Raw genomic sequence first — 14,229 nt, forward strand, 5'->3', positions numbered from 1 at the left:
TAGGCTGCTGACATGTTGCGTGCGGGAATCGTCGTCACGGGTACCGAGGTCCTCACCGGGCGGGTTGCGGACGCGAACGGACCATGGCTTGCCGAGCACCTGCGAAAGGTGGGGGTCGATGTCGCGCACCTCTGCGTGTGTGGGGACCGCAGAGAAGATCTGCTGGCGCAGCTGAAGTTTCTCACCGATCAAGGTGTCGATTTGATCGTCACATCAGGCGGCTTGGGACCCACCGCTGACGATATGACGCTGCCGACTGTTGCTGAATTTGCCGGAACCACACTTATTTTCGATGATGTGCTGGAGACGGCCATCATGGACCGGCTCCGGCCGATGGCCAATCGCTGGGAGAATGTCGATTGGGAGGCGCTGCGAGTCGGCATTGCCAAACAGGCGCTGGTGCCGGCCCGCGGACAGATATTGGACCCGGTGGGCACTGCTCCGGGTGCGATCATGAGCGCGGGAGACGTGCTTATCGTGGTGCTACCCGGACCACCACACGAACTGCAACGGATGTGGCAAACGGCGGTCAACGCCGCGCCGTTCCGCGCACTTGTGGGCGACGATGCCGCGGCCATCGAAGAGACGGTGCTGCGGTTGTACGGAATCACCGAGCCGGATATCGCCGAGACACTGCGCCTCGCCGAGAATGCACTGGGAGGCCTTGCCGCGCTGGAAATCACCACGTGTCTGCGGCGTAGTGAGGTCGAGGTGGTCACCCGGTTCGACTCGTCCGCGCGGTCTGTCTGGCAGGGCCTCTACGAGTTCATTCGCGCCAGGCACGGCGTGGCGCTGTTCTCCTCCGATGGTTCGACCGTCGATGAGGTGGTGGCCGCGCTGCTGCACGGACGGCGGCTTGCTGTGGCGGAGTCATGCACCGCAGGGCTTTTGGGGGCGCGGATAGCGGATGTGCCGGGCTCTTCGGCGTACTTCCTCGGCGGTGTCATCAGCTATGCCAATGATGTCAAGGTCGGTCAGCTGTGTGTGGACCCGGATCTGCTCGCCAGCCATGGTGCGGTATCACCGGAGGTCGCGGAGGCCATGGCCGACGGGGCACTGAAGGCATTGGGTGCCGATATCGCGGTGTCGACCACTGGCGTAGCCGGTCCAGGAGGCGGGTCGCCGGATAAACCGGTGGGCACCGTGTGTTTCTGCGCCAAGACCGCGGCGGGCGAGAAGGCGGAACTACGGGTGGTTATCCCGGGAAACCGCAACCAAATTCGCGAGCGCGCCACTACTGTCGCCCTGCACCTGCTGCGCAGGCTGCTGTCGTAGCACTATTCCCCAAAGGGGGCGGCCTTGACGAGCATGGGGAAGGCCGCGTATCGGGTGAGCCACGCGGCGCGCCCGTTCGGCACTGCGGCGCTCTCGGCAGCCCACGCCCTGCGCATGTGCCGTTTGAAATCCAGCCGCGGATGTCGGTGCAGTAGCTCCTGCACCCACTCGGCATCCAGGTCCGACAGCCGCAGGCCGAATACGTCAGTTCCTGCCCCCGCTGAGACGAATCCACCCGGATCTGCGAGGTTGTCGCTGGCGCCCAGGGTTATATGCGCGGCGATCGCCGCGCCTACCGCCTCGGCACGGTCCGCGGGCGCCCCCTGAGTCATGACGAACCGGGCGGCGCGTTCGCCACCGACCACGGCGAAACATCGTCCAGGTGTCGGATGTTCCAGCTGCAGATCGTGCAGCAGGCTTGCGACGTACACGAGTTCGTCGTCGACCTGTATGTCATCCAGCTCGGCCAGTGCTTTGCCGAAGAAATAGGTGCGATACGAGTGCTCGAGCACGTGTGGGGTGACACAGTCGCGGGCTTCCTGCTCGGCCGCGCGCGCGAGTGTGGAATCGGGTACCACGATCGATCCGAACTCCACTCGGCCCAGCCCCCGCCGCCCGACCCGGGTCTTGACGGCGTCACTGACCATCCCCGGTAGCGCGCGGATCAGGCGCCCCAACAGCGCCCGCCGCTGAGCGGTCGAGACCGCCCCGCCGGTGCGGGTCGCCCAATGCCAATCCAATTCGACGGTTGCCATGACTTCAGTGAAGATGGGCGCTTCGAATCCGACCAGTGGCGTGAATGCCATAGATACTCCGATTCATGCCATAGTGAGGTATGGGCACCAAGACGGTGGCAGCGCTGGCGCTCGACGGCGTGATCACCTACGACTTGGCGTGCGCCGTGCAGATGTTCCGCAGGGGGCCGGGACGTACCGGCCAGCCCGACGGTTTCGATCTGGTGACTTGTGGCCATCGGCCTGGAAGTGTCTGGACGCCAGATGGTTTCCATCTCGATGTGGAACATGGCGTCGACACGCTCGAGGCTGCGGATATCGTCGTCGTGCCCGCACGTGCCCCACATGACCACCCGCCTCCGGATGACGTGTTGAACGCGTTGCGGGGCGCGCATCAGCGTGGAGCCGTGGTGCTCAGCATCTGTCTGGGTGCGTTTGTCCTGGCTGCCGCAGGCCTGTTGGACGGACGTCCCGCCACGACGCATTGGGAGTACTGCGACGATATGCGCAGGTTGTATCCGCGGGTCGAGCTGCGGCCCGACGCGTTGTACGTCGATGACGGCGACATCCTGACCTCGGCGGGATTGTCGGCGGGTATGGACCTGTGCCTGCATGTGGTGCGGCGTGAACTCGGTGCGGCGGCGGCATCCGATTTGGCTCGCTGGAACGTCATGGCGCCACATCGCGATGGCGGCCAGGCTCAGTTCATCCCGCCCGTCAGGACCGCCCTCGGTGCCGGCGGTCTGGGGCCGACATTGAGCTGGGCGGCCGAGCGTCTCGCCGAGATCGATGATGTGTCGGCACTGGCGAGGCATGCGCATCTGAGTCTTCGCACCTTCAACCGCCGATTCGCGGAAGAAGTGGGCACCACGCCCAAGCGGTGGCTCGACGTGCAGCGGGCGACGCGAGCTCGTGAACTGCTTGAGAATACCGATATGACCGTGGAATCCATTGCCGCGCAATGTGGATTTGGCAGTGTCGCCGCCATGAGGACGCATCTGCGCCGGGTCACGGCGACCACACCGAGCGCCTACCGCCGGGCGTTTCGGCGGTAGGCGCTCGCGATCAGCGCGCGACGTGCGGCATCAAGGCGTTGGGCGGAATGGCGCCGAACCGGCCGGCCTGGTAGTCCTCGACCGCCTGGATCAGCTCGGCCTTGGTGTTCATCACGAACGGGCCGTAGGCCACCACTCGCTCGCGGATCGGCTGTCCGCCGAGCAGTAGCACCTCCATGGCGGGGCGATTTCCATCCTGGTCCTCGTCGGCCTGCACCGTGATTCGGTCACCGGGGCCCAGCACCGCGAGTTGGCCCTGCTCGATGGGATGCCCCAGCGCGCCGACGGTGCCACGTCCGGAGAGCACGTAGACGAGTGCGTTGAACTCCCGATTCCACGGCACATTCAATTGCGCTCCCGGCTGAATCGTCGCATGCGCCAGGGTAATTGGAGTGTGCGTGCTACCCGGGCCATGATGTGGGCCGATATCTCCGGCGATGATCCGCACCAGTGCTCCGCCATCGGGCGAGCTGACCAGAGTGGTCTGTGCTCCCTCGATCGCCTGGTATGCCGGTGTCAGGAACTTATCGCGGGCCGGAAGGTTGACCCACAGCTGGATGCCGTGGAAGGTTCCCCCACTTTCCACCAATTCGGCTGGGGGAGTCTCGATATGAAGGATCCCGGACCCGGCCGTCATCCATTGGGTGGCGCCGTCATGGATGAGCCCGCCGCCGCCGTGTGAGTCCTGATGGGCGAACCTTCCGTCGATCATGTAGGTGACGGTTTCGAAGCCGCGATGGGGGTGCCAACTCGTCCCGCGCGGTTCGCCGGGTTCGTATTCGACCTCACCCATCTGATCCATGTGGATGAACGGGTCCAACTCGGAGGACGGCACGCCGGCGAAGGCGCGGACGACGGGGAAGCCTTCCCCTTCGTATCCGCGGGGTCCCGTGGTGATGGACCGTACCGGACGTTCGGTGTCGGCGGGTTCGGGGACTGGGATGCGCGGCAGGGTCAGGGCCTCCATCGCCGACACAGTGATAGCTGGCATGCAAACCTCCTTGAGGGCTGTGGTTCTATGCCTGCATTAACCGGACCGCAGTCCGCTTTATTCCGCTTCATTCCGCGTGGGTCGCTAGCGCCGCCAGCGCCGAGGTGGCCGCGGCAGCGACCGTCTCGCCCGCGGCGAACAGCGGTTCGGGATCGCGCAACGCACGGCTCAGCACGAATGCGCCCTCCAGGCCGGTGATGAATCCCAGTATGAGCCGGCGGCGGGTACCGGGCGGTAGTCCGGTGTCGGCGATTCGCTCGGTGCCCTGCTCGATCCAGTCTGTGAAGACCTCGGCGGTGGCATGCCGTAAATCTTCGTCGGTGCTTGCGACTTCCAGTGCGATCGTCGCAATCGGGCAGGCGTCGGTGTAGTCCGTGGCGATGAGATTATCGGCGGCCGCGGCGAATGCGGTGCGAATGGTCGCGGCCAGGTCGGGGCCATTCTGATCGAAGACCGCCAGCACCAGGTCCCGATACATCGCGCCGGCGGCACGGATTGCCTCGTCAGCCAGCTGTGCCTTACCCCCGGGAAAGAAGTGATAGATCGACCCGAAGGGCGCCCCCGCGCTCTGCGCGATCTGCTTGAGCCCGGTGCCGGTCATGCCCTGCCTGCGGAAGAGCTCGCAGGTGGCGGCGACTATTCGGTCGCGAGTGTTTGCCGGCATCGCATGTCCCTCCGGATGTTTGAACAGTCTTGTATCCGCCTACCACGCATTGTACGGTCTCTCTAGAACGTTCTATCAATTCCGTCAGGCATCGGGAAGGGCGTAGAGATGGACAAAGTACTCAAGTATCTGGCCATTCTGACCGGCGTGACGTGTCTGGCCATCGGGCTGTACCACGTCGTCGGGGGTCCTCAGACGGTCTTCGGCGGGGGCGAGGTCAACGCGAGCACCGACAGCCAGGAGCGGTTCTTCGCTGGCCTCTTCGCCGTCTACGGAGCTGCGTGGATTTGGGTGGCGCGTCTGGTTCCGATCCCCGGTATCGCGATCCGACTGCTGGCGGCGGGGCTTTTCGCCGGCGGGCTCGGACGAGGCGTCTCGCTGATCGACAAGGGCCAGCCGCATCCGTTCTGGATTGCCATGCTGGTGGTCGAAATCGTCATTCCGGCACTGTTTTTCGCCATCGCGGGCGCTGGTGCGAAGGCGCGTTGACACCGCAAAAACAATATGCGAGTTCAGATTTCGCAACCGCTAGAGTGCGTAGTACGGGCAGCATCGGTGCTCCCCGATAGGGCACTCTAGGAGGAATCTATGCGGTTCACCTTCGCCGAGGCGATGACCGACCCCTCGTACTACATCCCGTTGGCCCAGGCTGCCGAGGCCGCTGGATATGACGGCATGACCATCGCCGACAGCCTGGCGTATCCCTATGAGTCGGACGCGAAATATCCGTATACGCCCGACGGGAACCGTGAATTCCTCGAGGGCAAACCGTTTATCGAAGCGCTGACCCTTACCGCGGCCCTTGGTGCCGTGACCTCGACACTGCGGTTCAACATCTTCGTTCTCAAGCTACCGATCCGCCCTCCTGCGCTGGTGGCCAAGCAGGCCTCTTCCATCGCGGCGTTGACGGGCAACCGCCTTGGCCTGGGCGTGGGCACCAGCCCCTGGCCCGAGGACTATGAGCTGATGAATGTGCCATTCGCCAAGCGCGGCAAGCGCATGGACGAGTGCATCGAGATCATCCAGGGACTTACCACCGGCGACTACTTCGAGTTCCACGGCGAGTTCTACGACATTCCCAAGACCAAGATGTGCCCCGCGCCCACAGCACCCATCCCGATCCTCGTCGGTGGCCATGCCGATGCGGCGCTGCGGCGCGCGGCCCGGTGCGACGGTTGGATGCACGGCGGCGGCACCGAGGACCTGGACGAGCTGTTGGCCACGTTGAACAAGTTCCGCGAAGAGGAAGGGACGGTCGAGAAGCCGTTCGAGGTGCACGTCATCTCCGTCGACGGGTTCACGGTGGACGGCGTAAAGCGCCTCGAAGATAAGGGTGTCACCGATGTCATCGTCGGCTTCCGCATTCCCTACATCGTCGGACCGGATACCGAGCCGCTGGACACCAAGATCCGCAACCTGGAGAGCTTCGCCGAACACGTCATTTCCAAGGTGAATCCCTGACCCTTCTCCTCTTTACATCTACTCGCGAGTGGCAGGGCCTACCCGCTCCGGTCATCTCCAGGTTTCTGTGGCAGGGTGTGGGCCGCATTGCTGCCCAGCCCCCGGGATAACACCCGCCCGGCCCACCCGGGATAACACCCGCCCAGCCCACCCGGGAGGAAACCATTGCCCGCGTTGACCTACACCCAGGCCATCGTCATCGGTGCCCTGCAGGGTGTCACCGAGCTGTTTCCCGTGTCCAGCCTCGGCCATTCGGTACTCGTACCGGCTTGGATCGGTGGTTCGTGGCAGCAGCTCGTGACGCAGGGCGATTCGGATTCCGGCACTCCGTATCTTGCCTTCGTCGTCGGGTTGCACGTGGCCACCGCGCTAGCGCTGCTGGTCTTCTACTGGCGCGACTGGGTGGGCATCATCGGGGGACTGATCACTTCGGTACGTATCCGAAAGGTCGAGACCTCCACGCAGCGGCTCGGCTGGCTGATCGTGGTCGCGACGATCCCGGTGGGATTGCTCGGGCTGCTACTTGAGCACTCACTGCGCACCTTGTTCGCGAAACCCGGCGCGGCTGCCGTGTTCCTCTTTCTCAACGGTCTCCTGTTGGCAGGAGCCGAGGTTTTACGCAGGCAGCAGGTAGTTCGGGCCGGCAACGGGCTTGGCGCCGAAGGCGCCAAGCAGATCACCGACTTGGGCTACCCGGACGCGGGCACCATCGGCCTGGCGCAGAGTCTGGCGCTGCTCGCCGGCATCAGCCGCTCGGGCGTGGCGATGGTCGGTGGATTGCTTCGTGGCCTGGACCACGAGGATTCCGCGAAGTTCGCATTCTTGCTGGCTACCCCGGTGATCCTGGCCGCGGGAGTGCTGAAGCTACCGACGCTGGCCGGCCCACAGGGCGAGGGCATTCTCGGTCAGGTCCTGGTGGGTTCGTTGGTGGCGGCCATGGCAGCTTATCTGGCAGTGCGCTTCCTTACCAAGTACTTTCACACCAGAACGCTCGTTCCCGTTCGCGGTGTACTGCTTGGTGGCCGGCGGGGTGTCGACGGTGCATTTTCTCTAGCCGGTGGCACCCGGGGTGCGGATCTGCGCGGCCAGCCAGGGCAACGCGTCCGAGAAGGTTCGGCTGGCGAATTGCCAGGTGTGGCCGCTGATCATCTGGTGAATTGAGCAGGAGATCTGTACCCGCTGTGCGGCGGCACAGAGGTCCTGGGCTGCGCCCTCCCGATCATCATCGGTCACATCGTCATGCCCGCCTATCCCGGTCGGGGTATCGGCGGTGGGCCGCTTGGGCCCGCTGGGCTTCTTGGCGTCGGCAGGCGGTATCGCGTCTTCGAACCATCCGGTGACACCGGTATACGGCCCGTGCTTGGCCATGACCGTGCGCGGATCAAACGCGTCCCATTGCGCGGCGTCGCCGCCATAGAGACGATCAATGGTCTGCTGTTTGGTTCCAGCGGTGGGGCCGTGGTCGCCCGCGATATCGACGAAGGTGGAGAACAGGTCAGGATGCATAACCGTCAGATCCACAGCGCAGGTGCCACCCATCGACCAGCCCACGACGGCCCAGTTGGCCGGGTCAGGTGAACTGTCGAACTCCGAGACCACGTAGGGCCGCACATCTTCGGTGAGGTGACTGGCGGCGTTTCCGCGTGGGCCGTTGACGCATTCGGTGTCGTTGTTGAAGCTGCCCGCGACGTCCACGAAGACGAATATCGGTGCCTGCCCGGCATGCGATGCGGCGTAGTCGTCGATCATCTTCGTGGCATTGCCGGTACGTACCCAGTCGGCCGGAGTATTGAATTCCCCGGCGATCATCATCACCACCGGCAGCCGGGGCGGGGTTTCGCCGGCAAACCAGGCAGGCGGCAGGTAGACGTATTCGCCGCGGTGTTTGAACCCGCTGGCATCGGCGGGGATGTCCACCGGGACCAGCTTGCCGGTTGCCGGAGTCGAATTACGCAGGCCCGCAAGGTCGCTCATATCTACCTCGTTGGGCAGTGGCCCCGCTGAGATCGCGCCCCAGGCCGCTTGCACGGTGGGGTAGTAGCCCACCCAGGTGTTGAGGGCGACCAGTGCTGCGAGCAATGTCAGCGGAATGGCCAGCAGTGATACGCCTCGGCGCCACCACCGCGCACTCCGGAAGCCGACGGCGGCGACCGCCACCGATGTGGCGAAGACACCGATCCACAACCACAGCCGGAAGGGTGCCGGATCCGAGGCCAACCCCTCGGAGTTCATGTACATCCACGCCGCTAGGGCGCCCAGGGCACCGAAGGCTACGCTCACGGGCACCCAGAGCAGCCGCCACCGGCGGCTGCGCCACCCGATGACCACCAGCAAGACCACCACCGCCAGCACCTGAACGGCAATCGGAAACCAGCCGCCGAGGGCTGAAACCCCGTGGCTGTACTGGTGGAAGTCGTTGGCGGGCAGTTGTGGGATAGGAGTCGGCGCCGGAGGAGGCGTCGGCGTAGTCGGTGGCACGCTGACATTGTGCTGACGTTTCCTGGGAGGAAGCTGGACATGACCCAGAGTTATCTGTCGGATGAGACGATCGCGACGATGTCCGCCGACGCGCGCCGAGACTTGATCCAGCGGCTGGAGCGCCCGCTCAGCGAGGTGGCGCCGCCCTATCTGGCCAGGTTTCGCGCCCTACGGCTGGGGTTGATGATCGGCGGCTCGATCGCGCTGATCCCGTGGATCACCTATCTTGCGTTCACGCTGCCCGAAAACTATGTGGCACAGCGCTGGACGGCGACATGGGTGGGCTTCGACATGCTGGTGGTGACCTTCATGATCGCCACCGCGGCGCTGGCTCTACTGAGGCGTCAACTGCTCGTGTTGACCGCGTTCACCACCGGAGTGCTGCTGATCTGCGACGCCTGGTTCGACGTGATGACCGCCGGCCCGGCGGAAGTGCGATGGGCGATCCTGACGGCAGTTGCGGCAGAGCTTCCGGTCGCGGTGGTGATGATTCGGGGCGCTTTGCTGATCACACGTTTGACGATGACGCGTCTTCTGGTGATCGATCCTGGTATGCGGCTCTGGCGGGTACCGCTGCTGCCGTGATGGTCTACCAGCAGTGCGCAAATCCGTCGCAGTACTGCGGGAAACGTTCGACGGGTACATCGAGCGGCTTCACGAATTGCAGGCTGAAGGGCTTCTTCGTCATCCCGGGCTGACCCCCGCACACCGCGCTGTGGATCGTGGTGTGCGTGCCCGCGAGGGTTTCGTCGTTGAAGACGTACTTCTCCTGGGTGGGGGCATAGCTACCGTCCGGGCAGGTCATTCCCTGGGGGCGGGCATGCAAAAACGTCCACTGGTCATCAACCAGCCTGGCCGGAGTGGAGAAGTTCTGAAGCCTGTCGCTGTGCTTGACGATGTCCGGTGTCGCGCTGGTGACGGTGAGGGTGCAGCCGTCGGCCTGGATGGTGGGGTCGGTGTAGTCCGATTGGACACGGGTACCGGAGGCCTGCACGCATACCGCCGATATCGTCCAGGTGACCTCGCCGGCCCCGTCCTCGATCATCCGATACGTGCCATCGGCCGGGGGTGCCACCGCAGCCGCCGGTCCGGCGAAGCCAACCCCCATCGCGGTCGCGAAGACGGGAGCCATCAGCAGGGAAGTTGTGCGCACGGCATCAAGTATCGCAATGTGGTCGCCGGCTCAGGGCGCAACCTCAGTCATTAGACGCGGCGTTCAATAGGGCCACAACGAGATCGGCGACGGCGGTCATACCGTCCTCGTTGGGGTGCAGCGGCGCCGGACGCCAGGGCCAGGGGATGGCGGGCCGCGTCGTCCAGGGCCGCGCCGACCACGCGTGATGATCCGCGCTGGCCGTGGACGCGTGAACGATTTCGCAGCCAGCGGCCTGCGCGGCCTCCGCGGTGGCCGCCGCCAGTGCCGCGGCGATGCGATGCCCCGTGGTGCTCTGCTGCAGGGTGTACGGAGGGGCGGGCTGGCCCTCGGGTGGCAACAACGAGAGGTAGTCGACGAAGATCACCCGGGCCCGCGGGGACCGGTCCCGCACCTGCTCACCCACCGCGCGCAGTGACTTCCCGATGACGGCGCACGCTTCCTTGCGCTTGTTCGGGTCCAGCAGCGCGTCCAGCGCACGACCGACGACGGGCAGGGCGTGCAGGATGCGCGGTAGCGAGGCGGCAACCAGAAACGGTACGTACCCGACGTCGTTGCCGCCGACGGTCACCGTGACCAGCTCCTCGGTGCCATCGAGCGCGTCGATCTGAGGGGGGTCGTTGTTGTGCGAGTCGGTCAGGATATGTGCCGTGGTCGCCCCGGAATAGGTGACGTCGACGAGCTGGTAGCCCTGACGCTCGGCGATCTGATGCGGGTAATTGCGCGCCGACCGCCCTGCCAGGCGTGGTGATCCCTGCGCGCGGGGCATGATCCCTGGCCCCGCCGCCATCGAACTTCCCAATGCCACATAGCGTCCCGCCATATGCCAACCTTATGGTCGAGCCAGCCCGGCAAGCCGGCGCAGCGATGGCCTCATTCCCCGTGGGCGCGGATCCTCCAGCCGTAAGACGGGCCAACCCTGCTCGGCAGCCATCACCGCCAGCCTGCCGCGCGGATTGACGGGGCGAGGTTCGCCGACAAGGGCCATCAGGTCTATGTCCTCCTCGCCATCGGCGTAGAAATAACTGCGCTGCAGGTCAACGCCGTTGGTTTCACAAAAACTTCGTACCACAGAGGCCTTGTTGCGTCCCCACACGATGGGCTTGCGGATGTCGCCGGTGAGCAGTCCGCGATTGTCGACATCGAAGTGGTTGCACAGCACATGGGTTATCCCGAGGTGACGTGCCACCGGCTCTGCGTGGATGGTCAGCGCCGAGGAGCTCAATACCACGGTGTGGCCCTGATTCTGATGTGCGCTGACCCGCTCGCGCATCTGCGGATAGATCATTGCGGCGTTGTGCTGGTGGAAGATTCGTTCACCCACCGCTTCGAGTTCCGCCAGCGAGTCGCCGCGCAGGTATCCGGCGGCCCGCACCACCAAACGCTCGAACTCCATGCGGCCCAGCTTGTACCGGAAAGTGGCCTCCAGTACGCCGAGTACCTCGCCTACGCTGGCCTGGCGCCGGCGCATCCGGTCACGAGCATGTGCCGTGGGTGTGAAGCCGGCCACGAGCGTGCCGTCCAGGTCGAAGAACGCTCCAACCTCTGATCCCACGGGGCTCAGTGCTATGTCGGCCACCGGATGAGGCGTCGAGTTGGCCGTCATTCCGTCAATCTACCGTTGCACGGCACACTCACCGGCTGCAGGCGACAAGATGAGGCCATGGACCCGCAATCGCGTCCCGCGTTGATGACCAGGCGCACGGTGCTGTCCGCCGGAGCGATGTTGGCACTCGGCTCGACTTCGCTCATCGGATGCTCGCCGGTTCTTCCCAACGAAATACCGGCTGGTGTCCGGTGGGAAGACCTGCGCCGCAGCCTATCCGGAGCCTTGGTGGTGCGTGGTGACGCCGCCATGGACGAGTCCGGCCGGGCCTTCAATCCTCTCTTCGATGTGAATCATCCCGGTGCGGTGGCCTTCTGCGCGTCCGATCAGGATGTGGCACGGTGTGTGGAGTTCGCAACGAGCGCCCGTCTTCCGATAGCGGCGCGTGGTGGTGGGCACAGCTACGCCGCGTACTGCATTCCTAACGATGGGCTGGTGGTCGATCTCGCGCGCATGGCGGCGGTGTCGGTTACCGGAACGCGGGCGGTGGTCGGAGCGGGAGCCCGGCTTATCGATGTCTATGCGGGTATTGCAGGGGCGGGCCGCATGCTGGCCGGCGGTTCCTGCCCGACCGTCGGTATCGCCGGACTGACCCTGGGTGGCGGGGTGGGGGTTCTCACCCGCAGGTTCGGCCTTACCTGTGACCAGCTGATCTCGGCCCGGGTGGTAACCGCCGACGGCAAGATCCGGGTGGTATCCGCGGACACCGAGTCCGACCTGTTCTGGGCGATACGCGGGGTAGGCGGCGGAAACTTTTGTATCGCAACGGAGCTGGCGTTCGAAACGGCCGCATCCACCGACCTGACGGTGTTCACCCTCGACTACGCGGCGGGGGAGATGGCCCCCATCGTGCATCGATGGCTCACCTTCATGGCCGGGGCGCCGGACGAACTGTGGACAACTTTGCATGCGATCGGTGGCGCCATCCCACAATGCCGGATCGTGGGATGTGTTGCACAGGGCGTCAATTCGCAGGACGTGATCGAGAGCCTGCGCGGCGGGATCGGCGTACGCGCCGCCGACTCTTTCATTGCCGAGATGACCTTCCTCGACGCGATGAAATTCATGGGCGGATGTACCACGCTGACCGTGGCCCAGTGTCACCCATCATGGACCGGCCCGGGATCGGGGCAGCTCAAGCGTGAGGCCTTCGTGGCGTCCTCGAGGATGGTTCCGCATCCCGATGTCGATACCGCCCGCATCGAGACGCTCCTGGCGGGCAAGCCCGGGCTCACGTTTATTTTCGACAGCCTGGGCGGGGCGGTGCGCCGAATTTCCCCGGATGCCACAGCTTTTCCTCATCGACAGGCCGCCGCCTGTATTCAGATATACCACGGCGTCGGTGCGGACCCCGCGGTGGCACACGAGCGCGTAAGCCAGGCACGGGACGGGCTCGGGGACATTTGTGGTCCTGCTGCGTATGTGAACTACATCGACCCCGGTATGCCTGATTGGGCGACCGCGTACTACGGAGACAATCTGCCGCGTTTACGGGGAATCGCTGCTGCCTACGATCCGAAAGGGATTTTCCGGTTTGCGCAGGCGGTTCGGCCGTAACTGCGTCCGATCGCAGCGGTCAAAGTCCGGCGCCGGGGAGTCGGGTTCTCGAACAACTACCGTCCTACCTCGTGCTCAAGGGCCTTGACAGGCCGACTATGCGCCCGACTCTGCCAGCGCGGCGAGTCTGTCGACCGACGCTTGCAGCCGCTCCGATGTGGTGTTGCGCGCCCGGACCAGCCTCTTCTCATCGGTGAGATTCGTCCAGTCGTAGGTGTGTGTCACCTGGGTACGGTCGTCGTCAAGCGGCCGCAGCTCCCACCGCCAGAGATGGCCGGGTGGTCGCTTACCCACTTCGGACGGCAACCATGCGATCCGGCGTGCCTCCTCGAATTCGACGATGTGGTTTTCGCGATCGGCGCCGGTGGTCAGGGTCATCACGAACACATCTCCCACCGCGTGCGCTCGTTGCCCGGCAGCAGCTTCGGCGAGGTTCTCGTTGCCGTCCCACTCACGCTGCCGCGCCGGGTCGGCTATGAGCTCGAAAATCGCCGCCGCCGATGCCTGCACCTCGCGGCTGGCCGAGACCACTCGAACGTCATCAGTCATGGGTTCCATCCAACCAGAGTGTGCGTGCCTAGCCGATCAATTGACGAGTCAGCCTGCGCGCTAGCGTGATGGGGACAACGGATTTGTCGATCTTTGAGCCGGTCAGCGCACCGTCGTAGAGCAACTGCACCTGCCGGGCGATGCTGTCCGGGCGTGCCAGCCCCGCCTCGCGCAACAGCGCGGCCACCGTTGCGCGGAACCACTCACGATGGGTGCGCACCGGCTCCAGTTGCAGTCCCGGGAATTCGGTAGCGGCATTGGCATACAGACAGCCGCGGAAGTTCCGGGACTCAGCGGCAGTGGCGGCGAGGTCGAAGAACGTCAGGACCTTCGCGATGGGGTCCCGCTGAGCCGCCACCGCCGCATTCCACCGGTTGCGATCACGCTGATCCAATTCCTCGAGATAGGCAACGACGAGTGCGTCCTTGGATCCGAAGCTGCTGTACAGACTCGCCTTGGCAACCCCCGCCTCGCGCAGTATCTGGTCTATCCCCACTGACCGAATGCCCTGCGTTGCAAAGAGATCTGTGGCGGTTTGTAGAAGCCGATCGGCGGGGCCGAGCACACGGGCAGTCCGCGCGGAGTCTGCGGCCGTCGGCACGGTGGCTGAGCTCATGGCAGCAGGGTAACTCACCGCACGGTGATAGACAGACCGGTCTGTCCATGCAACTGTCACGTTGTCGCACATGAAGTCGTCCACCGAAGT

16 protein-coding genes are annotated in these 14,229 nt (G+C 64.8%); 7 read left to right on the forward strand and 9 right to left on the reverse strand.

Going from position 1 to position 14,229, the window contains the following annotated elements:
• The first annotated feature begins 12 nt into the window (after positions 1 to 12).
• Complete coding sequence (locus tag MAB_RS12455; RefSeq protein WP_005110991.1) at positions 13 to 1,275, forward strand: competence/damage-inducible protein A; 1,263 nt, start codon at positions 13 to 15, stop codon at positions 1,273 to 1,275.
• 2 nt (positions 1,276 to 1,277) lie between these two features.
• Here MAB_RS12455 and MAB_RS12460 read toward each other — a convergent pair whose 3' ends face one another.
• Positions 1,278 to 2,081 (reverse strand): HD domain-containing protein, encoded by an 804-nt coding sequence (locus MAB_RS12460; RefSeq protein WP_005079427.1) that lies wholly within the window; start codon positions 2,079 to 2,081, stop codon positions 1,278 to 1,280.
• A gap of 29 nt (positions 2,082 to 2,110) precedes the next feature.
• On the opposite strand from MAB_RS12460, the gene MAB_RS12465 reads away from it, so the two are divergent.
• On the forward strand, positions 2,111 to 3,064 hold the full coding sequence (locus MAB_RS12465; protein ID WP_005079429.1) for a GlxA family transcriptional regulator: 954 nt from the start codon (positions 2,111 to 2,113) through the stop codon (positions 3,062 to 3,064).
• A 10-nt stretch (positions 3,065 to 3,074) separates the two neighbouring features.
• Here MAB_RS12465 and MAB_RS12470 read toward each other — a convergent pair whose 3' ends face one another.
• Positions 3,075 to 4,055 (reverse strand): pirin family protein, encoded by a 981-nt coding sequence (locus tag MAB_RS12470; RefSeq protein WP_005079430.1) that lies wholly within the window; start codon positions 4,053 to 4,055, stop codon positions 3,075 to 3,077.
• Between the two features lie 67 nt (positions 4,056 to 4,122).
• The gene (locus MAB_RS12475; protein ID WP_005090991.1) at positions 4,123 to 4,719 is read right to left on the reverse strand and encodes a TetR/AcrR family transcriptional regulator; all 597 of its coding nucleotides are present in this window, start codon (positions 4,717 to 4,719) and stop codon (positions 4,123 to 4,125) included.
• Positions 4,720 to 4,827: 108 nt separating this feature from the next.
• Here MAB_RS12475 and MAB_RS12480 point away from each other — a divergent pair, with 108 nt between their 5' ends.
• From MAB_RS12480 to MAB_RS12490, 3 genes are all read left to right on the forward strand, one after another.
• A complete protein-coding gene (locus MAB_RS12480; protein WP_005079433.1) occupies positions 4,828 to 5,208 on the forward strand; it encodes a DUF4345 domain-containing protein in 381 nt (126 codons plus the stop codon).
• A gap of 99 nt (positions 5,209 to 5,307) precedes the next feature.
• A complete protein-coding gene (locus MAB_RS12485) occupies positions 5,308 to 6,180 on the forward strand; it encodes an LLM class flavin-dependent oxidoreductase (protein WP_005079434.1) in 873 nt (290 codons plus the stop codon).
• A 174-nt stretch (positions 6,181 to 6,354) separates the two neighbouring features.
• Positions 6,355 to 7,341, forward strand: a complete 987-nt coding sequence (locus MAB_RS12490; protein WP_032668088.1) for an undecaprenyl-diphosphate phosphatase — start codon at positions 6,355 to 6,357, stop codon at positions 7,339 to 7,341.
• Here the strand turns inward: MAB_RS12490 and MAB_RS12495 are convergent.
• Positions 7,231 to 8,658 (reverse strand): alpha/beta hydrolase, encoded by a 1,428-nt coding sequence (locus MAB_RS12495; RefSeq protein WP_005093306.1) that lies wholly within the window; start codon positions 8,656 to 8,658, stop codon positions 7,231 to 7,233. The genes MAB_RS12490 and MAB_RS12495 overlap by 111 nt on opposite strands.
• Positions 8,659 to 8,697: 39 nt before the next feature.
• On the opposite strand from MAB_RS12495, the gene MAB_RS12500 reads away from it, so the two are divergent.
• Positions 8,698 to 9,243: a hypothetical protein gene (locus MAB_RS12500; RefSeq protein ID WP_005079442.1), complete on the forward strand. Its 546-nt coding sequence runs from the start codon at positions 8,698 to 8,700 to the stop codon at positions 9,241 to 9,243.
• Between the two features lie 4 nt (positions 9,244 to 9,247).
• Here MAB_RS12500 and MAB_RS12505 read toward each other — a convergent pair whose 3' ends face one another.
• Genes MAB_RS12505 through MAB_RS12515 form a run of 3 tightly spaced genes read right to left on the reverse strand, consistent with a single transcriptional unit; the run spans position 9,248 to position 11,417 of the window.
• On the reverse strand, positions 9,248 to 9,811 hold the full coding sequence (locus tag MAB_RS12505; protein ID WP_005087517.1) for a hypothetical protein: 564 nt from the start codon (positions 9,809 to 9,811) through the stop codon (positions 9,248 to 9,250).
• A gap of 43 nt (positions 9,812 to 9,854) precedes the next feature.
• The gene (locus MAB_RS12510) at positions 9,855 to 10,634 is read right to left on the reverse strand and encodes an SGNH/GDSL hydrolase family protein (protein ID WP_005093305.1); all 780 of its coding nucleotides are present in this window, start codon (positions 10,632 to 10,634) and stop codon (positions 9,855 to 9,857) included.
• 9 nt (positions 10,635 to 10,643) lie between these two features.
• On the reverse strand, positions 10,644 to 11,417 hold the full coding sequence (locus MAB_RS12515; RefSeq protein ID WP_005110992.1) for an HAD family hydrolase: 774 nt from the start codon (positions 11,415 to 11,417) through the stop codon (positions 10,644 to 10,646).
• Between the two features lie 57 nt (positions 11,418 to 11,474).
• Between MAB_RS12515 and MAB_RS12520 the strand changes: the two genes are divergently transcribed.
• Positions 11,475 to 12,974 carry an FAD-binding oxidoreductase gene (locus MAB_RS12520; RefSeq protein WP_005093303.1) on the forward strand — a complete coding sequence of 500 codons (1,500 nt, stop codon included), beginning with the start codon at positions 11,475 to 11,477 and terminating at the stop codon, positions 12,972 to 12,974.
• 96 nt (positions 12,975 to 13,070) lie between these two features.
• On the opposite strand, the gene MAB_RS12525 is transcribed toward MAB_RS12520, so the two are convergent.
• Entirely contained in the window at positions 13,071 to 13,523 is a 453-nt protein-coding gene (locus MAB_RS12525) for an SRPBCC family protein (RefSeq protein WP_005079454.1), read from the reverse strand.
• 28 nt (positions 13,524 to 13,551) lie between these two features.
• Positions 13,552 to 14,211, reverse strand: a complete 660-nt coding sequence (locus MAB_RS12530; RefSeq protein WP_005110993.1) for a TetR/AcrR family transcriptional regulator — start codon at positions 14,209 to 14,211, stop codon at positions 13,552 to 13,554.
• Between the last annotated feature and the right edge of the window lie 18 nt (positions 14,212 to 14,229).

Origin of the sequence: Mycobacteroides abscessus ATCC 19977 (assembly GCF_000069185.1) — a bacterium.
Lineage (GTDB): Bacteria > Actinomycetota > Actinomycetes > Mycobacteriales > Mycobacteriaceae > Mycobacterium > Mycobacterium abscessus.

Bases quoted from the DNA above. Each gene is read 5' to 3' on its own strand.
- MAB_RS12455 (WP_005110991.1), top strand. From the start codon at position 13: ATGTTGCGTGCGGGAATCGTCGTCACGGGTACCGAGGTCCTCACCGGG.
- MAB_RS12460 (WP_005079427.1), bottom strand. From the start codon at position 2,081: ATGGCATTCACGCCACTGGTCGGATTCGAAGCGCCCATCTTCACTGAA.
- MAB_RS12465 (WP_005079429.1), top strand. From the start codon at position 2,111: ATGGGCACCAAGACGGTGGCAGCGCTGGCGCTCGACGGCGTGATCACC.
- MAB_RS12470 (WP_005079430.1), bottom strand. From the start codon at position 4,055: ATGCCAGCTATCACTGTGTCGGCGATGGAGGCCCTGACCCTGCCGCGC.
- MAB_RS12475 (WP_005090991.1), bottom strand. From the start codon at position 4,719: ATGCCGGCAAACACTCGCGACCGAATAGTCGCCGCCACCTGCGAGCTC.
- MAB_RS12480 (WP_005079433.1), top strand. From the start codon at position 4,828: ATGGACAAAGTACTCAAGTATCTGGCCATTCTGACCGGCGTGACGTGT.
- MAB_RS12485 (WP_005079434.1), top strand. From the start codon at position 5,308: ATGCGGTTCACCTTCGCCGAGGCGATGACCGACCCCTCGTACTACATC.
- MAB_RS12500 (WP_005079442.1), top strand. From the start codon at position 8,698: ATGACCCAGAGTTATCTGTCGGATGAGACGATCGCGACGATGTCCGCC.
- MAB_RS12510 (WP_005093305.1), bottom strand. From the start codon at position 10,634: ATGGCGGGACGCTATGTGGCATTGGGAAGTTCGATGGCGGCGGGGCCA.
- MAB_RS12515 (WP_005110992.1), bottom strand. From the start codon at position 11,417: ATGACGGCCAACTCGACGCCTCATCCGGTGGCCGACATAGCACTGAGC.
- MAB_RS12520 (WP_005093303.1), top strand. From the start codon at position 11,475: ATGGACCCGCAATCGCGTCCCGCGTTGATGACCAGGCGCACGGTGCTG.
- MAB_RS12525 (WP_005079454.1), bottom strand. From the start codon at position 13,523: ATGACTGATGACGTTCGAGTGGTCTCGGCCAGCCGCGAGGTGCAGGCA.
- MAB_RS12530 (WP_005110993.1), bottom strand. From the start codon at position 14,211: ATGTGCGACAACGTGACAGTTGCATGGACAGACCGGTCTGTCTATCAC.